Origin of the sequence: Rhizobium sp. AP16, from assembly GCF_000281735.1 — a bacterium.
Classification (GTDB): Bacteria; Pseudomonadota; Alphaproteobacteria; order Rhizobiales; family Rhizobiaceae; genus Rhizobium; species Rhizobium rhizogenes.
The window spans coordinates 19,475-44,501 of sequence record NZ_AJVM01000006.1 but is presented as its reverse complement, the minus strand read 5'-3'; the positions used below and the strand labels follow the sequence as shown (position 1 = coordinate 44,501).

The following is a 25,027-nucleotide window of genomic DNA, read 5'->3' as shown; positions in this document are numbered from 1 at the left end:
GACAGTACAATCCACGCGGCACGGGAGGCCGCCCAACGATGAGTGACAGCATTCGCATCGCCACGGTCGACGACGCGCCGGTCTTGCATCGTCTGTTGCAGGCCGCTTATCAGCCATTGCGCGAGATGAACATCCAGTTCACCGCGACCACGGCCGACGTCGATCTGGTTCGAGAGAAGGTTCGCCGTCATACGACTTTCGTTGTCGAGCGCGACGAGGCGATCATCGCCACGGTCTCCGTCCGCTTTCCCTGGCCGATGGGCGAAACGCATCTGACGAGCTACCCGTTCATCCACTGGTTTGCCGTTTCGCCGGACTTCAAGCGGCAATCGATCGGCAGCGCTCTGCTCGATCATGTGGAGTTGACCTTCCTGCGCGACCAGATCAAGGCGCCGGCCGTCTATCTCGCGACCGCCACCCGGCATCCATGGCTCGCCGGCATCTATGAGCGCCGGGGCTACGAGGGCTTCTACAAGCACACCAAGAACGACGAAGAGATCGTCCTCCTGCGCAAGATCCTCAACCCGGACATCTACGAGACGCTGGAAGTCGCCGAATACAAGCGCTTCGCGCCGCAGCTGCTGGCGCAGGCGCAATAGCGGCCGATCGACATTCAAGGGCATCGAGGGGACTGGGCATGGCGGTAACGAGAAGAGGTTTTATAGGAACGGCGGGCGTCGTCGCCTTGACGGTAGCTATCGGTCATCGAGCGGCGTGGGCTGGAAGCAATGCAGTACCGGTCAAGGGCGGTTCGCTCGTTTATGGCGTCGAAACCGAGCCAAATACGCTGAACCCGCATCTCAACGGCCAGGCCAAGGCCAAGCTGGTGCTGCGCAACGCCTATGAATCCCTGCTGGCCCGGACCGCCGACGGCGGATATGTCCCCTGGCTCGCGGCCGGCTACGAGATTTCCGACGACGGCAAGACCTATACGTTCAAACTGCGCGACGACGTCACCTTCAGCGACGGCGAGAGGCTCGATGCCGCGGCCGTGGTGCTGAATTTCACCAAGCTGAAGGAGCCGCTCTATTCGGGCAGCATCAGCGCCGGCTATCTCTCCTATGTCATGGAAGCCAAGGCGGCAGATCAGCACACTGTCGTCTTGAAGCTCGATCGGGTCTACGCGCCGTTTCTCGACGGCGTGGCCAGCATCGATATCCTGTCGCCGCGCGCCTTTGCCTCCACGCAGATCAAGTCTGGCGGTCCGGAGATCGCCGGCACCGGACCTTTCATTCTCGACCGTTATGTCAGGGGCCAGGAGATCCATTTCGTCCGAAATCCGGATTACAAATGGGCGCCGGCAAGTGCCGGGCATCAGGGACCTGCCTATCTCGACGAGGTGACCTATCGTTTCCTGTCTGAATCCTCGGTCCGCACCGGCGCGCTCATCTCCGGACAGGTCGATGTCATTGAGGGGATTTCCGGCAACGACGCCGCTCTCTTCAAGGACAATTCCGATTTCACCTATCAGAGCGCGCTCAATCCCGGCACGCCCTACACGCTCTATCTCAACACCACCTACGGCCCGACCAAGGACGTCAGGGTGCGCAAGGCGGTGATTGCTGCGACCGATGTCGGCCAGATTGTCGACTCCGTCTATCGCCGCGAGCGCACACGCGCCTGGGGCGTCCTGACGCCGGCGGACAAGGATTTTTACGACGCGAGCATCGAGGGCAGCTATGGCTTCGATCCGAAGCTTGCCAATCAGTTGCTCGACGAGGCGGGCTGGACTGTGCGCGATGCCGATGGCTTTCGCACAAAGGACGGGGTGCGCCTTTCGATCGAGATCGTTCAGGCGCAGGTGACGCTGCGCGACCAGCGCGATGTGCTGTTGCAGGCATTGCAGGCCCAGGCCCGGCAAAGCGCGGGCATCGAACTCATCCTGAACAATGTCGATTCCGGCACCTATAGCGAGCGGCAGAAGAGCGGCAAATACGGCGCCATTCCCAACTCCACCACGAACCAGGGGAATGCGGTCACCATCTATTTCCACTACCTGCCGCCGGACCAGGGCGGCTCGATCAACTACAGCCGAACCGAGGCGCCTGAGGTTCTTGCCTGGCTGAACAAGGCAGCCTCCACGCTGGATGCCAAGAAACGCTTCGCCACCTACGCCGACCTCCAGCGCTTCGCCATCGTCGAGCAGGCCTTTGGCCTGCCGCTCTACGTCCCGGAAGACCAGATCGCCGCATCGACAAGGGTGCGCGGGGTCGGGTTCCGCCCGTTCAAGCAACTGCCCGAAAATGCCTACGACATCTGGCTGGGAGCCTAGTGGGAGACGGGCGCCGCCCCGCCTTCGTCACCGATCAGCTTCCTCCTTCATCATGGAGATAATGCCCAATATGTTTTCCCGACGATCTTTCCTGAACGTTACCGCGGCCACGCTTGCATCAGTTCTGCTGCCCATCACCGCGCAAGCGCAGGATGGCAGCCCCGTCAGCGGCGGCAAGCTCGTCTGGGGCGTGGAGACGGATCCGGCAACGCTCAATCCGCAGCTCAACGGACAGGACAAGACCAAGCTCCTGCTGCGAAACGTCTACGAGTCCTTGCTTGCCCGCACGGCGGACGGCGGATACGTCTCCTGGCTTGCCACCGGTTACAAGATCTCCGATGACGGCAAGAGCTATACTTTCACGCTGCGTGACGGCGTCACTTTCAGCGACGGCGAGAAGCTGGACGCCGCTGCTGTCGTCACCAATTTCACCAAACTCAAGGATCTCTCCTATTCCGCCGGCAGTGCCAGCGCCGCACAGGCTGCCAGGGTGGTCGATGCCAAGGCGGTGGACGATCACACCGTCGTGCTGACGCTGGGTGATGTCTATGCGCCGTTCCTCGATTTCGCCGCCAGCCTCGAGATCCTGTCGCCCAAGGCCTTTGCATCCTCGCAGTTGAAGTCTGGTGGGACGGAGATTGCCGGCACCGGGCCGTTCATCCTTGAGCGCTACGTCAAGGGCCAGGACATCCACTTCGTCAAGAACAAGGCCTATAATTGGCCGCCGAAGATCGCGTCCCATCAGGGGCCGGCCTATCTCGATGAGGTCACCTATCGCTTCCTGCCGGAATCCTCCGTGCGGACAGGCGCGTTGACCTCCGGGCAGGTCGACGTCATCGAGGGTATCTCCGGCAATGATGCCGGACTGTTCAAGGACAATCCGGACTTCAGTTATCAGACGGCCTTGAATACCGGCACGCCCTATTCGCTGTTCCTGAACGTCACCTATGGCCCAACGCAGGATATCAAGGTGCGCAAGGCACTTGCAGCGGCCATCGATGTCGATGCCGTGCTCAAATCCGTCTATCGCGGCGAGCGCGCCCGAGCCTGGGGCATTACCTCGCCGATCGACACGCAATTCTACGACAAGACCATCGAAAGTGCTTATGGCAGCGATCCGAAGCTTGCCAATAGCCTGCTCGATGAAGCCGGATGGACGGCACGCGACGCCGACGGCTTCCGTACCAAGGACGGCAAACGCCTGACGATCGAAGTGGTCCAGGCGCAGGCGACAGTGCGTGATCAGCGCGATGTGCTGTTGCAGGCTCTTCAGGCTCAGGCGCGGCAGAATGCCGGTATCGACCTGCTAATCAACTACGTCGACGCCGGAACCTATACCGACCGCCGCAAGACCGGCATCTTCGGCTCGATCGCCAATTCCAATACGCCGACAAACGCGATTGATATCGAATATCACTATCTGCCGCTCGATAAGGGCGGTTCGATCAACTACAGCCGCGCGTCGGCGCCGGAACTGCTCAGCTGGCTGAAAGCCGCCGCCTCGACGCTCGACGATAAGGAGCGCTTCGCTCTCTACGCCAAGCTGCAGCGCTTCGCGATCGTCGATCAGGCCTATGCGCTTCCGCTTTACGAACCGGAAGATCAGGTCGCGGCCGCTTCCTATGTGAAGGGCATCAGCTTCCGCCCATTCAAGCAATTGCCCGAGAGTGCCTACGACATCTGGCGCAGCGAGTGACGATCTGAACCCGCGCCGCCTTCCGCATCCTAGCGGAAGGCCAAGGAGCAAGTGATATGGACGTTGAGAATGTGACAGCACTTCGCCAGGCGCCGGTTTCCCCGGTATCTCGGCGGCTTTTCCCTGCGCGCGGCACGTTGCAGTCGCAGGTTCTCGGGCGCGTCGGCTCCGGCATCGTCGTGCTGTGGGCGGCCGTGACGCTCAGCTTTGTCAGCCTGCATATCGCGCCCGGCGATATCGTCGATCTCCTGATCGGCGAGCAGCTTCGCACACCGGCGGTGGAGGCGGCGATCCGTGCCGAATGGGGCCTCAACGAGCCGCTCTATTCGCAATATCTCTCCTATCTCGGGCGCATCCTGCATGGTGATTTCGGCCGCTCCTATATTCTCCAGACCGACGTCTCAGCCCTGGTCCTTTCGCAGCTGTTGCCGACATTGAAATTGACGGCTGCCGCTCTCGTTGTTGCCGCCGTCTTTGCGGTGGTGAGTGCGGTCGCCACCGCCGGTCGGCGCTGGTCCCGGCGTATCGCCGGCGGCTTGGAACTCGTGCTGATCTCGACGCCATCCTTCTGGCTCGGCATTGTCCTGCTCTTCGTCTTTTCCTTTACGCTCAAGCTCTTTCCGGTCGCCGGCGACCGTACGTTCTCGGCACTCGTGCTCCCGGCTCTTGCTTTGGGCCTGTCGCTTGGTGCGGTGATCGGCCAGGTGTTGCGCGAAGGGCTGGAGCGGGCGCTTGAGGAACCCTTTGCGCTCACCGTACGCAGTTGGGGAGCGAGCAGCGTGACCCTGCGGCTGCGTCATGGGTTACGCCATGCCGCCCTGCCGGCGGTGACGCTGATGGGCTGGCTCGTCGGCGGCCTCCTGTCCGGCGCCGTCATCACCGAGCAGGTTTTTGGACGCCCCGGTCTCGGCAAAGTCACTGTCGACGCCGTGCTCGGCAAGGACCTGCCGGTGGTGCTAGCGGTCGCGATCCTGTCCGCCTTTATCTACGTCGTTCTCAGTACGCTGGTCGATGTGCTCTATCTGTTTCTCGATCCGCGTCTGCGGTCGCGTACGTGAGGTATCCGACATGAGCCTCTCGACAACAGTTTCACCCGCCGCCGGTCTCAATTTCCGGCGCATCCTTGTGGCTGCCGTCGCCCGGCCTGGCCTGCTGGCCGCCTCGACCTTCCTCCTTCTGGTGGCTCTCGGAGCGGCTTGGCCGCATCTCTTGAGTTCCTATAATCCGATTGCCGCCGATCCACTCCAGGCGCAATTGCCGCCGGATGCCGCGCATTGGTTCGGCACGGATCAGCTTGGCCGGGACGTCTTTTCCCGCGTCGTCCATGGCGCGCGCTATTCCATCCTGATCGGCGTTAGCGCCGTGGTGATCGCGGCGACCGTGGGATCGATCCTGGGGCTGGCCGCCGGGCTGGCGCGAGGGTTGATCGATGAGGCGATCACCCGCTTCCTGGATGTCGTCTCCGCCTTTCCCGATCTCTTGCTGGCGCTGGTGCTGATTTCCTTTACCGGCCCCGGTACCTACAATCTCATCTTCGCCCTCGGCGTCGCCTCTATCCCACGCTTTGCCAGGGTGGTGCGCGCTCAAACCTTCGTCATTGCCGAATCCGGTTATGTCGAACAGGCGCGGACATTCGGCCTCGCTCCGGCCGTGCTGATCCTGCGGCATGTCCTGCCGCATGCGATCGCCCAGGTCCCTATCCTCGCCACCATAGGCCTTGGCACCGCGATCATCAGCGCCGCCGGCCTGAGCTTTCTCGGTATGGGCCCGCAACCGCCGACGCCGGAATGGGGTGCCATGTTGGCGGAGGGGCGCAACTATCTGCGCGTCGCCTGGTGGATCGGCGTCTGGCCGGGTGTCGTCATCACGCTCACGGTGATCTCCGTCAGTGTTCTTGGACGGCAATGGCAAGCCGCCTTCGAAGGCAGGAGGCGCGCATGACCCCGCTCGTTCACGTCCGCAACCTTACTATCGCTTTCCCGGGGGCAGGGGAGGCGAATGTCGTCGTCCGAGGTCTCGACCTGACCATCCAGCGCGGGGAATCCGTGGCTCTGGTGGGTGAATCCGGTTCCGGCAAATCCGTGACCGCACGCTCGCTGGTCGGATTGAGCGGCCCCGGCGCGACGGTGAGCGCCGATATCTTCGACGTAGATGGCGAGAGTGTGCTTGAGTTTCGCGAACGAGACTGGCGGCGCCTTAGAGGGCACAAGGTCGGCTTCGTGCTGCAGGATGCGCTGGTGTCGCTGGATCCGCTACGCCGCGTCTCGCAGCAATTGTCGGACGCGATTGGAAACCGTAGCCTGCTGCGGCGTCGCGAACTGCGGGACGACAGCGCGGCTTTGCTGCGCTCCGTCGGCATTGCGGACCCGGAGCGGCGCCTGCGGCAATATCCGCATCAGCTTTCCGGCGGATTGCGCCAGCGTGCCCTGATCGCGACTGCGATTGCTCGGCAGCCGGCCCTTGTGATCGCCGATGAGCCGACCACGGCGCTCGACGCGACTGTGCAGAAACAGATCCTCGACCTTCTGGCGGAGCGTCGGCGTGCCGGAAACACATTGCTGCTGATCAGCCATGACCTGGCCGTGGTCTCGCGGCTGGCGGACCGGGTATTGGTCATGCGCAATGGCGAGGTCGTGGAGGAAGGGCGCACGCAGGAAATCCTCTCCGCACCGCGTCATCCCTATACGCGCCAGTTGCTTGATGCGATCCCGTCCGCGCACTCTCGTGGCTACCGGCTGGCGCCCGCCAGCGACGACGCCGGCAAGCCGCAAGCAGAGGGCCTGACAAAGGTACCGGCGCAGGCAAAGGGTGCCGAGCGGCTGAGAATTCCTCTTCCCGCAAAGCAGATCGATGCGCGGCGAAGCATGCTTGTCGCCGAACACCTGTCGAAACGCTATGGCAGCGGTGCTTCGGCATCCCACGTTGTCAACGATGTTTCCTTCCGGTTGGCCGCAGGCGAAGCCCTCGGCATCGTCGGCGAATCCGGGTCGGGAAAGACGACCGTCGCGCGGATCATCCTCGGCCTCGTTGCTGCCGATGCCGGAAGGGTGCTCGTCGACGGGCGGCCCTGGAGCGGGCTGACCGAGGCACAGCGCCGGGCGCAGCGTGCCGGCATTCAATTGATCGCGCAGGATGCGCTGAGCTCTTTCGATCCGCGATATACGGTGGAAAAGATCGTCGGCGAAAGCCTGGATTCGGTCGGCATTTTCGGTGCCGAGCGCAGGAAGAGGGTCATCGAAATTCTTGACGCGGTGCGCCTGGGAACCAACTTTCTCGGCCGCTACCCGCGCGAGCTTTCCGGCGGGCAACGGCAGAGGGTTGCGATTGCCCGCGCCTTTGCCCCACGCCCGAAATTGCTCGTCGCGGATGAGCCGGTCAGCGCGCTTGATGTTTCCATCCAGGCGCAGATCCTCGATCTGCTCGCCGAGCTTCAAGCCGCCTCCGGCACCTCGCTCTTGTTCATCTCGCACGATCTCGGCGTCGTTCATCATCTGACCGACCGTGTCGTCGTGATGAAAGAAGGGCGGATTATCGAGACAGGCGATGTCGGCACGGTTTTTTCGACACCCCGGCACAGCTACACCCAGGCCCTCTTGGAGGCCATTCCCACCTTGGCGTGAACTGCCTGGCCGCAATTGGCCGTGAGCAGCTTGCGACATTGACGATCATCAAGGAACGTGACGATGAGTGACAAGACGAAAAAGCGGCAGATCAGGCTCGGCGCCATCATCCAGGGCGCGTCCGGCAACATGTCCGCCTGGCGGCACAAAGATGCGATTGCGGATGCCAGCATTAACTTTGATTATTGCAAGGCGCTCGCCAAAAAGGCCGAAGAAGGCAAGATCGATTTCCTGTTCATCGCCGATGGGCTCTACATCAATCACAAATCCATTCCGCATTTCCTCAACCGTTTCGAGCCGATCTCCTTGTTGTCGGGTCTCGCCTCGACCACCTCGCACATCGGCCTCGTCGGCACGCTTTCGACCTCCTACAGCGATCCCTTCACCGTCGCGCGTCAGTTCTCCAGCCTGGACCATCTGAGCGACGGTCGCGCCGGATGGAATGTGGTCACGTCGCCGCTCGAAGGCTCGGCCAAGAATTTCTCCCGGGCAGAGCATCCCGAGCATGGCAAGCGCTATCACATCGCCACGGAATTCCTGCAGGTGACCAAGGGTCTTTGGGATTCCTGGGAGGACGATGCCTTCGTTCGCGACAAGGAGACCGGTGTTTTCTTCGACCCGGACAAGCTGCATACCCTTCATCATAAGGGCGAGTATTTCTCCGTCGAAGGCCCTTTGAATGTAGGCCGATCGCGACAGGGCCGGCCGATCCTGTTCCAGGCGGGTGCTTCGGAGGACGGCAAGAAGCTGGCCGTCGGTGAGGCCGACGCGATCTATACGCGGCAGGAGACGATCGAGCTGGCTCGCGAATTCTACCTGGACGTCAAGCGGCAACTGGTGGAGAATGGCCGTAGCGAGGACGATCTGCTGCTTTTCCAGGGCATTAGCATCATCGTCGGCGAAAGTGCCGAGGATGCCGAGCGCAAATACTGGGAAACGGCCGAACTGGTGACGATCGAAAATGCGCTCGATTATCTCGGTCGCTATTTCGAGCATCACGATTTCAAGCAATATCCGCTGGACGCGCCGTTCCCGGATATTGGCGATCTCGGTCAGAACAGTTTCCGCAGCACGACCGATACGATCAAGAGTAATGCGCGCGAACGCGGTCTCACCTTGCGCCAGGTTGCACTCCAGGCCGCGACGCCGCTTCCGAGCTTTATCGGCACGGCGGAGACGGTCGCCGACGGATTGCAGCAATGGTTCGAGGCCGGCGCCACCGATGGCTTCATCGTCAGGGGCGGGACGCCGACCGCCTTCGACGATTTCGTCGACCAGGTGATCCCGATCCTGCAGGCGCGCGGTCTGTTTCGCCATGATTACGAAGGGGAAACCCTGCGCGACCATCTCGGTCTGCCCTTTCCGGTCAATCGCTATGCCGCAACACCGAAGGAAGAGCTCGCGCGCGCCAGCTAGGCGCCGGCGAGAACCATGCGTTATTGAGAATCCAGGAGTTCCCACATGACTATCGCTCGTCCCCGCCGCCTGAAGACGCTGGTTGGCGCCGGCAATTTCGCCTTTGCGTCCAATGATGAGAGCCCTATGGCCGGTGCGCGGCGGTCCGTCGAGCTTGCGCGCAAGGCGGAAGCGGAAAAGATAACCGGTCTGTTCACGGCCGACCTTCTCCATGCCGATCCGGATGGTCTTTCCGGCACGACGGGGACGCAGGAGCCGATCGTGGCGCTGGCCGCGCTCAGTCAGGTGACATCGCATATCGGCCTGATCGCGACGGTATCGACCACTTACCATCATCCCTATAACCTCGCGCGCCTGATCGGAACGCTGGATCATGCAAGCGGCGGACGGGCGGCGTGGAACGCGGTGACGTCTTCCGTCGGCGAGGAAAATTTCGGAGGCGACACACTGCCGGATCCGGCAAAGCGCTATGCGCGCGCTACCGAATTTATCGAAGTGGTCAATGCGCTTTTTGACGCCAATAGTCCGGAGGCTGCACGGCGTGGTTCCAGCGGCTCGATCAGCGTTGATCCTTCCAAGCTGCACCGCATCGACTATCGCAGCGAGCACTTTCAGGTTCAAGGCCCGTTGAACGTTCCGCCACCGCCGCAGGGCCGCCCCGTGCTGTTTCAGGCGGGCCAGTCTACCGAGGGTGTGACACTCGGCGCCCGTTATGCAGAGGTGGTTTACACCTCGCAGCCGACACTTGAGGCGGCCATCGCCTTCGTCGGGGAGTTGAGACGGCAAGCGCGCGGCTTCGGTCGCGGTGCCGATCTGCCGTTGGTGATGAACTCCTTCCACTCCGTCATCGGCGAAAGCGAGGCCGACGTCGCGCGCCGCCTTCGGGAAAAACACGAAAAGATCGACTATCAGAAGGGCCGGCTGAAGCTTGCAGACATGCTGGGGGGCGATATCGACCTGTCGGACCTGTCGCTCGATCAGGCGTTGCCTCAGAGCCTGCTGCCGGAGATCGACAGCGTTAACCGCCGGCGCGGCCGGGTCGAGATTTTTCGTCGTTATGTGCAACAGGGGCTCAGCCTTCGCGAGCTGATCATCCAGGCACAGGAAACCGGCCACTGGTCGGTCGCCGGCACCCCGGAGCAGCTTGCCGATGCCCTGGAAGAGCGTTTCCGGGCCGGCGTGCTCGACGTCATTTCGCTCCACGGTCTCGGCAACCCGGACCAGGAGGATCTGCTGCTGAACGGGCTCCTTCCTGAACTGCGCAAACGCTCGCTGCTGGACATGGACTATCTTGACGGTGACTTCCGCGCCAACCTCGAACTACCGAAACCGTGGATACTTCACGACAGGGAGGCGGTCGCTCGCCAAGTGAACGGTCGATAAGCCGTTTCGAGGCTGCGAAACCGTCTTTAATCAATAGGTCAGCGTCACAACCACTGTATCGGTATAGGTTCCAGGCGTCGGCGTGGTCTGGGGAGGCACGCGGCCATAGACGGTCAAGACTTGGGCGGCGCCGGTTCCGGTTCCCGCCACCGTGCTGCCCGGCGTGGTCGCATCGCCCCAGGGCTGAGATCGGTTCGTATCCTTATAGAGCCCATAGGTCACGGTTTCCGCCGCCTTCGACATTTTGCGCGCCGTCGGCGCGGCATTCGCGAGGCCGCCGCCCAAGGAGATCGTATAGGTCGTTCCGGCTGTGCAGGTCGCTGTTACCGAGCCTGTGGCGTCGACATTGGCGCTCAGAACGCCCCTGGTACCGAAATCGACATTCCCCACGCTGACCAGACAATTGGCGGCAACATTGGCGTTAACGTTGAAGGACACGCCTGTCAGCGTTCCCGCAGGTGCATCGCAAGTGGTGTCGGCGCTGTAACGATAAATGAAATAGGTGTCGGCTGTCGCAAAGGCCGAAAGATAAGGCCCTGGCGCCGCTGCGCCCTGGCTACCCAACACGGTCCCATAGAGGGTTGTGGAGCTATTGACGAACCCAAGCAGGTTCAGGTTCACGGCGTAAGCGGGTGGCTTGGCGGGGTAAGCCCAGTTATTCGACCCCCAGACGATGCTCCGGCCGGAATCGGAATAGAGCTGATAATTCAGGGTGTGGGTTCCATTCAGCATCTGACGCGCCGCCGCCGAAGACGCGCCGCCGCTGCCCGCGCCAATGCCGGGGCAAATCAGGATACGTCGCTGCGTGAGAAGATCTCCGGTGCAGCTGACGCTTATCGTCGCTATCGAATTGACGGGGCCGCCGGTCAGAGTGTCGACCGGACCGAAGCTCATGTCGGTGGCCGTGAAGCTGCAACTTTGCGCAAGACACAGGGAAGGCAACAGCGAGAAAAGCAGGAAACCGATTGCGCGTAGCATTCCTTGATCCTTGGCTCACAAACATCTCACGTCATTGATGACGACTTGTTTGCCCGGTTGAGGCTTGTAGGGAAATTCGGCGTGGCATGTGCTGCCGTCCTGGAGCGAGATGTCGATTGCGTTTCGCGCGCCCAGGCCGCGGAGATAGACTTGGCCATCATAGCCGGTGACGAACTCTTCGCTCGTCCCTTGCAGTTTGCCGTTGAGGCCGGCTTGAAGAGGCACCCCGTTTTTATCGGTGATGGTGATCAGCGCGGCTTTCGGGGTTTCCGAGACGCCGAATTTTACAACGACGCCGCTACGGGCGGCGGGAACAACGACCTCCTTCGTCGCCGGCACATCGGCATCGATGGGAAGGTTTTTCGGGTCGATGGATACGGTATTCGGCTCATAGGAATTGAGGTTCGGCACGAGAATGCGGCCGCTGTTGTTGGTTTTGCCGACCCGTCGGTTCTGCTGCTGGACCTCGACGCCCGGCGTGCCGACATCGACAACGGCAAAGGCGTCATCGATACGGGTGGAGGTAAAGATATCACCGCCGGCAACGGCAATGGCACCGTCCATCTGGCCGGTGGCGCGGACATTCCCGTCATACTGCTGAACGCCGGCCTCGAAACGCGCGAAAGGCGCGCGATAGCTCATCGACGCTTGCCGGTTTGCGTCCTGACCTTCCGAGGTCCGCGCGCGCCAACCGATGCTGCCGTCTTCCGGCTGCTCCGACTTGGAGATATCGGCCACGACATTGAAACCGTCGGGGCCGCTTTCGATGCCGGTGCTGGCGGAGATGTTGTTTCCGAATGGTATGGAAAGGCCGGCGAAAATCCCGAAACTCTTGCGGTCGTCGAGATCGGCGAAGGCCGTGGCGTAAAAGCTCGCCCGCTTGAAGGTCTGGCTATAGGAGAGGCCGGCAATCTGGCTTTTCCGGCCATCGGCATTTTCAAATCTTGTGTAGGAAAGGTTGAGGCTGGATAGATCCAGTGGCGCGGGAACGCTTAAAGTGATCTGGTCGATGGCGCGGGGCACGCCGGCGCTGAGCACGGTGAACTGCCCGGAGCCGTTGGACGTCGGCTCGGCCGTAACGGATGCTATGTCGTCATAATTGTCGAAGGCGCGCTGCATGCGGGTGTAGATCGACCAGTCATTGTAGCTCATTTCCAGCGTGGCGTTGAACAATGCGCCTGAGCGGCTGCCGCTCGAGCTTCCGGCGACGGCGGCTGATGCGACACCCCAGGCACCGATCGGAAAGGCGGCGCCGATGCCGCCATTGAGCAGGTTCGCCCCGCCCTCGAAATGGCTTTCCAAGGTCAGCCAATCCGTCAATCCGTAGCGCGCCGTGGCAACGCCCATGATGCGGCCGTCATAATCGCTGGATTCGATGCCGAAGTTGCGGCGCGGAGCGCCGACCTCGACCGAGAAGTCGTACAGGCCTTGGCGCAGGAGCCGGTTTGACGAATAGAACGGCAGCGTCGCGGTTGTTTCGCGCCCGAGACTGTCGCGCAGGACGACGCGGGCCTCGCCGGCGCCGGAAAATACCGGCAGGTTGGTGACCTGATATGGACCGGCCGGAACGTCGCCGGAATAGGACCTGACGTTCTGGGTGTAGATTTCGAGCGTGGAGGGAACCGCCGCCGTTCCCTCGAATGCGGGCAGGGGTTCCGTCACCAGATCGGATCGCAGCGCGAAATTGCGCTGCGCCTGGATGCCGCCGAAATAGACGGGGCGGGTCCATGAAAGACCTCCGGTGGTGAAGTCGCCCACCCGGTAGGTTATCAGCTTCTTGGGGTCGGAGTAGCTCCAGGTCGTGTTGAGCCTGGTTATGCCGTCAAGGCTGCCATCGGAATAGCCGGCTATGAACGACTGGCTCAGCGCGCCATAAGGGCTGAAGACGCGGGCATCGAATGAGCCGGAAATACCCTGAAACAGGCCGGCATCGCTGTCGCCCAGGCTATTGGAGCTGGCAAAGAGGGAGTAATTGAGCACACTTCCATAGCCGGACTGGGGTTCCGGGATGTCATTCCTCTGTTTTGTCCCGATATTGATGATACGCGCTGCGCGGCCGCTATTCGTCGTTGTCACGTAGATCTGCTGGTTTTGCGCATCGACGCGGTAGGACAGGTCAGGCAGCTTGTCGAGCTCAATCAACGCGTCGTCGGCAGCGCCTGCCGGTGGCTTTATGCCGACTTCGCGAAGCTCTCCGGCGCTTGCCTTGAGCGAGCCGTCAGGCTGCTGCTTGAAGTTGCCAATCATCTTCATCGAAGCATCGTTGATGAACACCTCAAGAAAAAGATCCCGCGCATCGGCAGGCATGTCATCGGTATTGGCCGTTGCCGGCTCGTTTGGCACTTCTTGCGCGTGCAGCGCGGAGACGCAGAAAATGGAGCATGCAATGGCGATCCAGAGGCTAGCGCTTCGTGATTGCGATATTGGCATTGAACGGCCCAAGATCACTCTGGCCTTGTAAGGTTACTGCGCCGCCGGAAAGCGATTTTGCGCTCCCGATCGGCCATTGCATTGTTGTGCCGCCAAGGACGTAGCCGACGAGGCCGTTGCGACCGCCGATTTTCGTGGCTCCTTGCTTGAGGATGACGTTCGACAGACGAAAGCGACTGGCGCCATTGTTCTTGCCGGTCAGGAAAAGGCTGTCGCCCTGCCGGCTCAGATTCCAGGAGACATCAGCCGCCTTGGCATCGGCATTCTTGAAAAAGACGGGGATGGAGTGGCGTACGATCAAGGTCACGGTGCCGGCCTTTGCGCGGGAAGGATCCGGTAGCTCATCGACGATGACGCGATAGGTCTCCTCGGTCCGTACCGGCGCCTTGGTCGTTCTGATCACCCTGACCGTATAGCCTGCGTTCGGCGCCATCTTGGTCGCCGGCGGGCTGGCCACGACGTTTGTCGTCGGTTCCAGTTTTTCGACGCCGCCTGTCTGGCTCCACTTGAAGACACGCACCTGCACGTTGATGGGATGATCGCCATCATTGGTCAGGTTGAGCACACCGGTGCTGTCAGGCGCGATGAGCTCAAGATTGGTGGGCGCCGCGCGCAAGGAGGCGGCGTTTGCAAGACAAGCATTCAAGAGAACAAGCGCCATCGTGGCAAGGCATGTAAACATGCGTTGCATAGCAGCCTCCTAGCAATGAATTCAGTAGGTGACGGTAATCGCCACCGTGTCGGTATAGGTGCCGGCAGCCGGTGTGGTTTGCGCCGGAACCCGTCCATAGACCGGGATGTTCTGCACGTTGCCGTTGCCCGTGCCTGCTACCGTATCCGTCCCGGCCGTCACGCCCCAGAGAAGGGTGTGTCCGCTGTCACGGTAGATGGAGTAATTGACCGTCGCCGCCCCCGGGCCGGTCATTTGGCGAACGGCCGTGGTCGCGCTGGCGCCCGCACCGGCACTCAAGCCGACATTATAGGTTTGCCCCGTCGTGCATTGAACGCCGATGGAGCTGGTTTGGTCGTTCGTGGCATCGAGAACGCCCTTGGTGCCAAAATCGAGATCGCTGGCGCTTTGAACCTTGCATTCTGCCTGGATGACGATCCGAACCGTCATATTGCCGGACGCCGTGGCAGCCATGACGGGTGCTTCTGTGATGAAGATTGCAGCACCGACGAGTAAGGCACCGCGTAGCGCTTTCAACATATGTAGTCCCCTCCGCAGCTTCCCCACGAACCTGCTAATATCCTAAATTAATCATATATGGATCGTGATGGCAACAAGGCAAAAAGATATTAAGTTCTTTTCCTGGGAAATTAGAGGTTTCCCGCAGTAAAATGATACTTACTGAAGAATTACCGGAATATATTCGGTTCGCTTTCGTGAAAAAGTTAACAAATTATAAACTATATTGTTGCGACTCGGCTGGAGCGGATACGGAGCCTCTTTGCTTCGGCTATTTGCCAATAGAAGACTGGACCGTCGTTCGCTCGGCAAACCGATTCGCATCTGTCGGGTTGAGCCCGGCCTGTTAGGACGGTTTGTCGTTCTTCGACATCTGATGTCAGAGCTTGAAAATCTTTTGCGGCCATATACCCGTGGGCTGGTCGTGATGCATTTTGATAATGTCGCAGAAAAGCACCGATGACGTCGCCGCTCGCGCTAATGTCTCGGCAAATCCAAAGTTCGGAGTCGCAAGCAATGGCAGAGTTTCCCCAGAAGGCCAAGGTCGTCATCATTGGCCTGGGCGGTATCGTTGGCGCATCGATCGCGCATCACCTGATCGAGCGCGGATGGGACGATATCGTCGGCATCGATAAATCCGGCATCCCGACCGATATCGGCTCGACGGCGCATGCTTCCGATTTCTGTTACACCACCAGCCATGATTATCTCTCGGTCTGGACCACGCAGTACTCCATCGATTTCTTCGAGAAGATGGGGCACTACGCCCGCATTGGCGGCCTCGAGGTTGCCCGCACGGGTGACGACACCTGGATGGAAGAGATCCGGCGCAAGGCTTCCTCTGGCAAGGCCTTCGGCACCAATGTTCGCCTCGTCACCCCCTCCGAGATCAAGGAAATGTTCCCGCTGATCGAGGAAGATCAGGTGCAGGGCGGCATGTTCGATCCGGATGCCGGCCTCGTCGTTCCGCGTTCGCAGACCGTCGCCGGCAAGCTGGTGGACGCAGCCGAGAAGTCCGGCAAGCTGAAGGTATTCGGCAATACTCCCGCGCAGTCGTTGATTGTCGAGGGTGGCCGCATCAAGGGTGTGGTTACGCATCGCGGCACGATCATGGCCGATTACGTCATCGTCTGCGCCGGCATCTGGGGCCGCCTGATCGCCGAGATGGTCGGCGAAGACCTGCCGGTCATGCCGGTCGATCATCCGCTCACCTTCTTCGGGCCGTATAACGAGTTCGAAGGTACGGGCAAGGACATCGGCTTCCCGCTGCTCAGAGACCAGGGCAATTCCGCCTATATGCGCGACACTGGCGATCCGAAGACGACGGAAGGCGGCCAGATCGAGTGGGGTTACTACGAGACCACCAATCCCCGCCTTTGCCACCCGCGCGACATCCTTGAAAAGCACGAGGCGCGCCTGTCGCCCTCGCAGCGCGACCTTGAGATGGAGCAGATCATCGAGCCGCTCGAGCGCGCCATGGAACTGACGCCGATCCTCGGCGAGCTCGGCTACAATGAGGGTCATTCCTTCAACGGCCTGCTGCAGGTTTCCGCCGCCGGCGGTCCGTCCTGCGGCGAAAGCCAGAAGGTACGCGGCCTCTGGTACTGCGTCGCCATCTGGGTGAAGGACGGTCCGGGCTACGGCAAGCTCATCGCCGACTGGATGACCGACGGTCGCACCGAGATCGACCACAACAGCATCGACTATGCGCGCTTCTATCCGCACCAGCTGACGGAAGAGTTCATCGAGGGCCGCTGCTATGAAGCCGCCCAGAAGATCTACTTCCCGGCCGTGCATACGCGCGAACCCTACGCCTCGGGCCGCAACGTCAAGCGTTCGCCTTTCTACGAGCGCGAGAAGGAGCTTGGCGGCTACTTCATGGAGCTCGGGGGCTGGGAGCGCGCGCATGGTTATGCCGCCAACGAGCACCTGCTGGAGAAGTATGGCGATCGCGTGCCGGTGCGTCAGAATGAGTGGGACAGCCGCCACTTCTGGCGTGTCTCCAACGCCGAGCATCTCGCGATGAGTGAGGATTGCGGTATCGTCAATCTCTCGCATTTCCACATGGTCGACATCGAGGGGCCTGATCATGTCGAGTTGCTCGAATGGCTGTGCGCCGCAAAGATCGGCGGCGATGGCAATATTGGCAAGGGTATCTACACCCACTTCCTCGACGACGAGGGCATGGTGCGTGCCGACTTTACCGTCATCCGCATGGCCGACCGTTGCCGGTTGATCAACGGTGCCGATGCCGGTCCGCGCGACTTCCACTATATGCGCCGCGTCGCCGAGGATCGGGGTCTCGACGTCACCATCACCGACGTCACCGAGAAGTTCATCACCATCGGTATCTGGGGGCCGAATGCCCGTGAGACGTTGAAGAAGGTGGTGGCCGATCCGGCCGGGCTCGATGCGGAAAACTTCCCCTTTGCCGCAATCAAGCAGATCCAGATCGGCGGCAAGCCTGTTACCGCCTTCCGCATCTCCTACGTCGGTGAGCAGGGCTGGGAACTGCACATGAAATACGAGGACGGCCTTGCCGTATGGGATGCGCTGCGCTCCACCGGCGTGATGGCCTTCGGCGTCGAGACCTATGCGAACTCGCGTCGTATGGAAAAGAGCCTTCGCCTGCAGAATGCCGACCTTCTCACCCAGTACAATCTGATCGAGGCAGATCTTGCCCGTCCGAAAGTCAAGGAAGCCGACTTCCGTGGTAAGGCAAAGCATCTGGAGTACAAAGCCCGTGATCATCAGCCCGCCATGCTTTGCACGCTGGTCATGACGGACAACACCGACAAAAATGGCGTCAAGCGCTACCCGGTCGGCAATCTCCCGGTCATGGACCCGGAAACCGGCAAGGTGCTGATCGATGAGCTCGGTCGCCGTTCCTACACGACCTCCATCGCTTTCGGTCCGACCATCGGCAAGAATATTGCCCTTGCCTATCTGCCCTGGGCTTACTGCCAGGAAGGTCGCAAGCTGAATGTCGAATATTTCACCGAGACCTATCCGGTCGAGGTTGTGAGCATCGGCTACAAGCCGCTCTATGACCCTGAAAACCTGAAGCCGAGAAGCTAAGCGGAGCTATCCGTATTCTGCCTCTCAAGGCTCATGCATAAATCAACGCCGCCTGGATGAGGTGATCTCCAGGCGGCGTTGATTTTTCCAGTCGTGGCGGCATCGATGTCAGTCGGATTCCGACACTTCGCTCGGATTGGCAAGCGGCAGCATGCCGCGATAGATGCCGGGCACGGAGCCTTCGATCGGGATCGCGCCGACGCTCCGGCGATAAAACTCCATCGGGCCGGCGCCGCCGATCACACCGTAAGCGTAGCCCTGGGCGTGCATGTCCAGAAGCGTCGTCAGCAGCAGTGCCTGGCCCACACCTTTGCCGCGCATCGACGGATCGACGCCGGTCGGCCCGAAGAAACCCTTCGCGGTTGCCTCGTGGCAGGCAAAGCCAACCAGCACGTCATCTTTGACCGCGATAAAGCAGGTCGGCGGCTGGCGCATGGTGGCGGCCGTCGCCTCCGCCGCCCAGCCCACGCCGAACAGCGGCTGGATCCAGGAGGTAAGAGCGTTGAGTTCCGGTGCTAGCACCCTGCGGATGACGATCCCCTCGCTGTCCATCCGCTTCTGCAGCGCCGGGTCCGGCTTCAATTCATAGAGCTTAACAAGCATGTCCATCGGTCTATCCTTTGCCGCCTCAGCCTTTCACCGCGCCTGCCGTCAAGCCGGCGACGATCCGCCTCTGGAAGAAAAGAACCACGATGATGAGCGGTAGCGTCACGGTGACGGAGGCTGCCATGATTTGCCCGAAAGGATATTCGAAGCGGCTGGTGCCGGCAATCAGGCCGATGGCGACCGGGACGGTGCGGTTCTCGTCGGTGAGGGTGAAGGTGAGTGCGAAGAGGAATTCGTTCCAGGCGAGGATGAAGGCGAGAATGCCGGTGCTCGCAAGCGATGGCCCCATCAGCGGCAGGAGGATCTTCATCAGAATCCGGAAGTGCGAGCACCCATCGATGATCGCCGCTTCTTCGAGCTCGCGGGGGAACTCTCGGATGAAGGTGGTCAGGATCCAGGTGGTGAACGGCACCGTCGAGAGCAGATAGGTCAGCACCAGCGCGCTCGGGCGATTGAAGAGCCCCATCCAGTTGATCAGCTCGAACATGCCCGACAGAACGACCACTTGCGGGAAAATCGACACCATCAGCACGATCATCAGCATCGCGCGCCGCTGTGGAAAGTCGATACGGCCGAGTGCATAGGCGGCGCTAAGCCCGATGATGAGCGATAGAAACGTCGTTGTCGTAGCGACATAGACGGAATTCAAAAGAGATCTCATGAACACCGGATTGTCGATCAGCTGCCGGTAGTAGGTGAAGTCGAAGGCCGGCAGAAGCGCCGAGTGGTAAAGTGCAGCACCCTGCTTGGTCGAAGAGACGAAAGCCCAATAATAGGGAAAGAGCGTGTAGAAGAGCACGAACAGGAGTGCCACGATCTGCAGGCCCCTGACGCACCGCCGCCTCATTCGATAATAGGAGGACGATTTGCGCTGGGGTTTTTGGATGCCGGATCCTTGCGTGATTGCGTCTGCCATTTGCGTCAGTGCCCCGCTGCCCGGTCGAGGCGAAGCACCCCGATGATGATGATCGCGGCAAGTGCCACGAGCAGGAATACCCAGGTCGATGCGGCCGAGCCGACACCGAGTTCCTGAAAGCTGATCAGCCTGTCGCGGGCGTAGATCGATACGGTCATGACATTCTCGTTGCTGGCGGCCATGACATAGGCAAGGTCGAACATTCTGAGCGCGTCGAGCACGCGAAACAGCACTGCCACGCCGATGGCTGGCCGCAGCATCGGCAGGGTGATCGACCAGAAGCGTTTCCAGGCTGGAATGCCGTCCACTTCCGCGGCCTCGAAGATCTCCGGCGAGATCAGCTGCAGGCCGGCGAGGATCAGCAGCACCATGAAAGGCGTGGTCATCCATACATCGACGAAGATGACGGCGCCCATGATCAGCGAGCTGTTGGCCGTCCAGGCTATGCCATGGTCGATGAAGCCGAGTTCGATGAGCAGCTTGTTGATGACGCCGAACTGGTCGTTGAGCATCCATTCCCAAATCTTGGTCGAGACGACGACCGGGATCGCCCAGGGAACGAGGATGGCGGCGCGGGCAAGCCCGCGGCCGGGGATCGCCTCATTGACGAGAAGTGCTATGGCGATCCCGAGAACCGTTTCGATCGCAACCGAGATCACGGTGAAGATCAGGGTGTTTTTGACGGCAACCCACCAGCCACGATCCTGGATGACCTCGATGAAATTATCGAAGCCGATCATGGAATAGGCGGAGGGATTGTCGAGATAGGCGTCCGTGAAGGCGAAGAAGAAGGTGCGCGCGAGTGGCCAAAGGGCGACGACCAGCATCACCACGATAATGGGAACGAGAAACAGCCATGCGGCCCGGTGATCCCGGCGGGCAAGTCGAGCGCTCATTGATCGGTTGCCTCCGGACTATCCAGCGCCAGGCGCTTACCCTCGGCATCGAAGACAAACATCGCCGTGTCGGCAAAATCCAATCCGACAGGCTTGCCGATGAGATGCTGGGCAGGTGCCATCGCAAGCCGGATCACCCAGATGACATCGTCCGCGATACGGCAATAGCCGAAATGTTCGTGCCCAAGATCCTCGACGCGCTCCAGCGTGCCGACGATGCGGCCCTCGAGCGCATCGACGAGGCGCAGCGCTTCCGGCCGAATGCCGATCGCGGTGACGGGCTCGGCCGATGCCTGCACCGCGGCGCCGATGGAGAGGCCGCCAGGCCCTTCGATCCGGCCGGCACCCGCCGCCTGGCGCATTGCGACCGGCAGGAAGTTCATGCGCGGGCTGCCGATAAAGCCCGCCACGAAGCGGTTGTCCGGCGCGTGATAAAGCTCTTGCGGCGTTCCGATCTGCTCGATACGGCCATGGTTGAGAACGACGATCCTGTCGGCGAGCGTCATGGCTTCGGACTGATCATGCGTCACATAGATCATCGTCGTCTTGAGATCGTCGTGGAGCTTGGCGATCTCCATACGCATTTCCATACGCAAGTCGGAATCGAGGTTGGAAAGCGGCTCGTCGAAAAGGAATATTTCCGGCTGGCGCACCAGCGCCCGACCGATCGCCACGCGCTGGCGCTGGCCACCGGAGAGTTCCCGCGGCCGGCGCTCGAGCAGATGATCGACCTTCAGCATGCGCGCGACCGATGCGACCTTCTGCCGGACCGCATCGCGCCCCATGCCCAGGGTTTCCAGCGCAAAGCCGATGTTGCGCGCGACGCTCATATGCGGGTAGAGCGCATAGGACTGAAAGACGAATGCTACGCCGCGCTTGGAGGCCGGCACATCGGTGACATCGTCGCCCCCGATGCTGACCACGCCCTTCGATGCGGAGATGAGTCCGGCGACAATGCGCAGAAGCGTCGACTTACCGCAGCCGGACGGACCGACGAAGACGACGAACTCGCCGTCGTTGATCTGCAGATTGACGTCCTGAATGACGCTATGCGTACCAAAGCTCTTCGAAACGGATTCAAGCGAAACCGATGCCATTTTACACCCGGGCCTTATGATCATGGAAGCTCGCCACCTCCAAGCGGCGGCGAGACAGCGGCGCGTTTGGCGGGCGGGAAGATAAGATCTCCCCGCCGGCGCTCAAGCTTGGTGTCAGCGGCTTTCCTTGAGTTTCTCGAGCCGGCCGGCAAGCGACGTCAGGCCGGATTTGATGTCGGCGCCGCCAGATAGCATGTCATGGACGGTGCGATAGAAGGCCTGCGACACCCTGTTGTAGCTGGTGCCGGTGTAGCCGGACGGGCGCACGGCGCTGTCGGCGAAGGCCTGCTGGTTGTCCTTGAGGAAGGGGATCTTTGCCAGGATCTCCGGATCGCTATAGAGCGCCGGGATGGACGGATTGACCGCATCCTTGAGCGCCCGCATCTTCTGCATGTCCGGGCCGGTGATGAAGTTGACGAAGTCGGCGGCGACCTTCGGCTTGGCGGAATATTTCGATACGCCGTAATACATCGGCCCCAGGCAACCGCTGGACTTCTGCCCCTCCTTGCCGACCGGCAGCGGCATGACGCCGACCTTGTCGATGATGGCGCTTCCCGCCTGGTGCGACGTGCCCCAGACATAGGGCCAGTTGCGGTGGAAGACCGCATTGCCGGACTCGAAGATCGCCCGCGACGCTTCTTCGTCGTAATTCAGTACACCGTCCGGGCTGATCGAGCCTATCCAGCCCTTGGCCTTGCCGATTGCCTCGGCGGCCTGAGGATTGTCGATTGTTACCTTGCCATCGTCGGAAATGATCGTGCCGCCGCCGTTCGAGGCTATAAGTTCGATGGCGTCGCAGGTCAGTCCCTCATAACTCTTTGCCTGCCAGGCATAGCCCCACATGTCGGGATGGCCGGCTGCACGTTCCTTGTCCTGGATTTCCTTGGCGGTTGCCGCCAGTTCGTCCCAGGTCTTCGGCGGCTGCTTGCCGTATTTCTCCAATAGATCCTTGCGGTAGAACATCAGCCCGACATCCATATAGGCGGGCATGGCGACGAGGTTACCGCCCAGTTTTGCAGCATTGAGCGTCGAGGCGAAATGCTTGTCCTGATCGGCCTGCGGGACCAGCGTCTTCAGGTCGAGCAGGTTGCTCTTGAACATGCCGAGCCAGATGACATCGAGAAACAGGACGTCGACGTCGGTCGATTTCGCCGCAAGCAACTGCTGATAAAGCGGGATCGCATCGTCCAGCAGCGCGGGCATCTTGTTGATCTTCGCCTCATTGCCTGTCTTCTCCTTCCAGGCATTGGCGACGTTGGTGCACAATTCGAATTCCGTCGGGGCGCAAAAGACGGAGATCGTCTCGGCATGGGCCGAGACCGTCCAAAGGCCGGCGCAGAGCGAGAGGGCGGCAAGGCTTTTCCTAAACATGAACTGTTCCCTTGATTGTGATAACGCTTCGGCATCGTGCGGAACTCTACGGCTCCTTGACGTTAATAGGACTGGTTATGACCAGTCATGTCAATATGGACTTTCAAGAGATTTGCGTCAAAGATGGCGAAGGCCTGAATGAGGTCGCGAGGGAAACGGCATTTGAATACGCGCCAGAGCAAGGGAACGTTGATTGAAACACAAGACATGGTTGATCGAGGCGATCCGCGCCCGCTGCACAAGCAAGTGTACGAAGCCTTGCTGGCGTCCATCCGCGACGGCAAGCTTCCCTTGCGCGGCAAGCTGCCGTCCGAGCGCGAACTTGTCGATCTCTATAATGTCAGCCGCATCACGGTCCGCCACGCAATCCGCGAATTAATCCAGCAGGGCGTGGTGCAAAGCCAGCCGGGCAAGGGGCTCTACGTCACCGAGCATGGCGGCGGATTCGAGCTGCAGGTTCTGAAGAGTTTCACCAGCACCGCATTGGCCAACGGCCGCAATCCCGGTCATCGCCTGATCGAAGCCAGCATCGTTCGCGCACCGCTCGACATAAGCCGTCCGCTGTTCCTCGCGCCCGGTGCGGAGGTGGTCGTGCTGACCAGATTGCGTCTGATCGACAATATACCGGCGGTCATCCAGACCGACTGGATTCCCGCCGGCCGCGTCGCGGGCCTTCTGGATCTCGACTGGGGCGTTGCCAACCGCTCTCTCTATGCGGAATTGCGCGAACGCTACCGGATTTATCCGAAGCGCGGACAGACGACGCTAAGCGCGCGCATCGCCACCGATGAGGAAACGGCTATCCTGGAGCTTACGCCGCCGGCCGCCGTTCTGACCGTCGACCAGATCGCCTTCGACGATCGCAATCGGCCGGTGAACATGACGGCGCTCGTGCACCATCCGGCTCGCTATCCGCTGACGCTGCTGCAGTCGGAAACCGGCGATTTCACACAATATTGAACCGGTCGGCGCGACTGTAACCCGTCGCTATCGGATGGTTACGGGGTTCAGTTCGTCGCCACCCATTTGTGCCATTCGTCCTCACTGCCATGGAAGGCATTGAGGTCGATCCGGCCTTCGACGCCATGCGACAGGCCTGAGCCTGAATATTGCCAGAACAGCCATTTGCGGCCCGGATAGACCTTTGACGGATGTTCGGCCACCGCGCGCAACCAGAAGGGGTGCTCGAGAAATGCGTCCCTCAGATTGTCGCGATAGAAATCCGGTGCGGTATAGATGATCGGACGCTGGCCGTAGTACCGTTCCAGCTTGTCCATGAAGGTCTGCATTTTTTCGAGGACGCGCTCGCGCGAGACGCGCTGCTTGCAGCTCGATTCGCCGTTCCATTCGACGTCGATCACCGGCGGCAATGCACCCGCTTCCTTCGGAACGTTGCGGATGAACCAGTCGGCCTGTTCGCCGGCGGTCCGGCACCAATAGAAGAAGTGATAGGCGCCGCGCTTCAGCCCGGCCTCCTTGGCCTTGCGCCAGTTCTGCCTGAACATCGGGTCGAGATGGTCGCCGCCATCGGTCGCTTTGATGTAGACGAAGTTCGCGCCCTGCGTTTGCAGCGTCTGCCAGTCGATATCGCCCTGCCAGCGGGAAACGTCGACACCGTGCACGGCAAGCTTTCTCGGCGAGGAGACGCCGAAATTGATCGGTTTGGCGTCGCGAAAACGGCGGGCGTAGATCGGCGAACGCGCCAGCGGCGCTATGCTGCTGATCCTGGGGTTGGCAGGCATCAGCAACGCCACGGGCCTTTCCGCGGGAAGCGGGGTGCCTTCCGTCTTGGCCACCGACAGGAACGCTTGTGGGCGCGGACCTGGCGCTGATGGAGCGTATAAGCCCTGCTGCTGTTCCGCCTGCGCGATCACCTCGCCGACACTTACTGAGGGCACGGGGCCGTCCGACCGGGCAATGGAATTCGTCGTTTCGGCTGATGGTAGACCGGCTGCGAGGTCGCCCGCACCGGAACTGGTGGAGCAACCTGACAATGCCAGGGAGGCAAGAAGGATTGCTGATACAGCCGAAATACGCATAGGAGCCCGCACGCAAAACAAGGATCGACAGCACAATCGA

General features: G+C 61.0%; 20 protein-coding genes. 10 read left to right on the top strand and 10 right to left on the bottom strand.

Annotated elements, in window-relative coordinates; translation table 11 throughout:
* Positions 1-38 precede the first annotated feature (38 nt).
* The 8 genes from PMI03_RS04810 to PMI03_RS04775 all read left to right on the top strand — a co-directional run bounded on the left by PMI03_RS04810 (position 39) and on the right by PMI03_RS04775 (position 10,387).
* The gene (locus PMI03_RS04810) at positions 39-599 is read left to right on the top strand and encodes a GNAT family N-acetyltransferase (RefSeq protein WP_007690436.1); all 561 of its coding nucleotides are present in this window, start codon (positions 39-41) and stop codon (positions 597-599) included.
* Between the two features lie 38 nt (positions 600-637).
* On the top strand, positions 638-2,272 hold the full coding sequence (locus PMI03_RS04805) for an ABC transporter substrate-binding protein (protein ID WP_007690434.1): 1,635 nt from the start codon (positions 638-640) through the stop codon (positions 2,270-2,272).
* A gap of 70 nt (positions 2,273-2,342) precedes the next feature.
* The gene (locus tag PMI03_RS04800) at positions 2,343-3,968 is read left to right on the top strand and encodes an ABC transporter substrate-binding protein (protein WP_007690432.1); all 1,626 of its coding nucleotides are present in this window, start codon (positions 2,343-2,345) and stop codon (positions 3,966-3,968) included.
* Between the two features lie 56 nt (positions 3,969-4,024).
* Positions 4,025-5,026: an ABC transporter permease gene (locus tag PMI03_RS04795; RefSeq protein ID WP_007690430.1), complete on the top strand. Its 1,002-nt coding sequence runs from the start codon at positions 4,025-4,027 to the stop codon at positions 5,024-5,026.
* Between the two features lie 10 nt (positions 5,027-5,036).
* Complete coding sequence (locus PMI03_RS04790; protein WP_007690428.1) at positions 5,037-5,909, top strand: ABC transporter permease; 873 nt, start codon at positions 5,037-5,039, stop codon at positions 5,907-5,909.
* Positions 5,906-7,588, top strand: a complete 1,683-nt coding sequence (locus PMI03_RS04785) for an ABC transporter ATP-binding protein (protein ID WP_007690426.1) — start codon at positions 5,906-5,908, stop codon at positions 7,586-7,588. The genes PMI03_RS04790 and PMI03_RS04785 overlap by 4 nt, the downstream gene beginning before the upstream one ends.
* Positions 7,589-7,651: 63 nt before the next feature.
* Positions 7,652-9,004: an LLM class flavin-dependent oxidoreductase gene (locus PMI03_RS04780; RefSeq protein WP_007690424.1), complete on the top strand. Its 1,353-nt coding sequence runs from the start codon at positions 7,652-7,654 to the stop codon at positions 9,002-9,004.
* A 45-nt stretch (positions 9,005-9,049) separates the two neighbouring features.
* On the top strand, positions 9,050-10,387 hold the full coding sequence (locus PMI03_RS04775; protein WP_007690422.1) for an NtaA/DmoA family FMN-dependent monooxygenase: 1,338 nt from the start codon (positions 9,050-9,052) through the stop codon (positions 10,385-10,387).
* A 30-nt stretch (positions 10,388-10,417) separates the two neighbouring features.
* On the opposite strand, the gene PMI03_RS04770 is transcribed toward PMI03_RS04775, so the two are convergent.
* The 4 genes from PMI03_RS04770 to PMI03_RS04755 are packed head-to-tail and all read right to left on the bottom strand — an operon-like array spanning position 10,418 to position 15,005.
* Positions 10,418-11,365, bottom strand: a complete 948-nt coding sequence (locus tag PMI03_RS04770; protein ID WP_007690420.1) for a spore coat protein U domain-containing protein — start codon at positions 11,363-11,365, stop codon at positions 10,418-10,420.
* Between the two features lie 15 nt (positions 11,366-11,380).
* On the bottom strand, positions 11,381-13,795 hold the full coding sequence (locus PMI03_RS04765; RefSeq protein WP_007690419.1) for a fimbria/pilus outer membrane usher protein: 2,415 nt from the start codon (positions 13,793-13,795) through the stop codon (positions 11,381-11,383).
* Complete coding sequence (locus PMI03_RS04760) at positions 13,767-14,486, bottom strand: molecular chaperone (RefSeq protein WP_007690418.1); 720 nt, start codon at positions 14,484-14,486, stop codon at positions 13,767-13,769. Before PMI03_RS04760 ends, PMI03_RS04765 begins: the two co-directional genes overlap by 29 nt.
* A gap of 21 nt (positions 14,487-14,507) precedes the next feature.
* Positions 14,508-15,005 carry a spore coat U domain-containing protein gene (locus PMI03_RS04755; protein WP_007690417.1) on the bottom strand — a complete coding sequence of 166 codons (498 nt, stop codon included), beginning with the start codon at positions 15,003-15,005 and terminating at the stop codon, positions 14,508-14,510.
* A gap of 495 nt (positions 15,006-15,500) precedes the next feature.
* Here PMI03_RS04755 and PMI03_RS04750 point away from each other — a divergent pair, with 495 nt between their 5' ends.
* Entirely contained in the window at positions 15,501-18,062 is a 2,562-nt protein-coding gene (locus PMI03_RS04750; protein WP_007690416.1) for an FAD-dependent oxidoreductase, read from the top strand.
* Positions 18,063-18,170: 108 nt separating this feature from the next.
* Here the strand turns inward: PMI03_RS04750 and PMI03_RS04745 are convergent, their stop codons facing one another.
* The 5 genes from PMI03_RS04745 to PMI03_RS04725 all read right to left on the bottom strand — a co-directional run bounded on the left by PMI03_RS04745 (position 18,171) and on the right by PMI03_RS04725 (position 22,948).
* On the bottom strand, positions 18,171-18,671 hold the full coding sequence (locus PMI03_RS04745; RefSeq protein WP_007690415.1) for a GNAT family N-acetyltransferase: 501 nt from the start codon (positions 18,669-18,671) through the stop codon (positions 18,171-18,173).
* A gap of 19 nt (positions 18,672-18,690) precedes the next feature.
* Positions 18,691-19,584 (bottom strand): carbohydrate ABC transporter permease, encoded by an 894-nt coding sequence (locus tag PMI03_RS04740; protein WP_052034254.1) that lies wholly within the window; start codon positions 19,582-19,584, stop codon positions 18,691-18,693.
* A gap of 5 nt (positions 19,585-19,589) precedes the next feature.
* Positions 19,590-20,480 carry a carbohydrate ABC transporter permease gene (locus PMI03_RS04735; RefSeq protein ID WP_007690413.1) on the bottom strand — a complete coding sequence of 297 codons (891 nt, stop codon included), beginning with the start codon at positions 20,478-20,480 and terminating at the stop codon, positions 19,590-19,592.
* Positions 20,477-21,577: an ABC transporter ATP-binding protein gene (locus PMI03_RS04730; protein WP_039973627.1), complete on the bottom strand. Its 1,101-nt coding sequence runs from the start codon at positions 21,575-21,577 to the stop codon at positions 20,477-20,479. Before PMI03_RS04730 ends, PMI03_RS04735 begins: the two co-directional genes overlap by 4 nt.
* A 114-nt stretch (positions 21,578-21,691) precedes the next feature.
* Entirely contained in the window at positions 21,692-22,948 is a 1,257-nt protein-coding gene (locus PMI03_RS04725) for an ABC transporter substrate-binding protein (RefSeq protein ID WP_007690410.1), read from the bottom strand.
* Between the two features lie 207 nt (positions 22,949-23,155).
* Between PMI03_RS04725 and PMI03_RS04720 the strand changes: the two genes are divergently transcribed.
* Positions 23,156-23,908, top strand: coding sequence for a GntR family transcriptional regulator (locus PMI03_RS04720; RefSeq protein WP_034522229.1), 753 nt, complete (start codon positions 23,156-23,158; stop codon positions 23,906-23,908).
* Between the two features lie 47 nt (positions 23,909-23,955).
* Here PMI03_RS04720 and PMI03_RS04715 read toward each other — a convergent pair whose 3' ends face one another.
* A complete protein-coding gene (locus tag PMI03_RS04715; protein WP_039973626.1) occupies positions 23,956-24,987 on the bottom strand; it encodes a GH25 family lysozyme in 1,032 nt (343 codons plus the stop codon).
* Between the last annotated feature and the right edge of the window lie 40 nt (positions 24,988-25,027).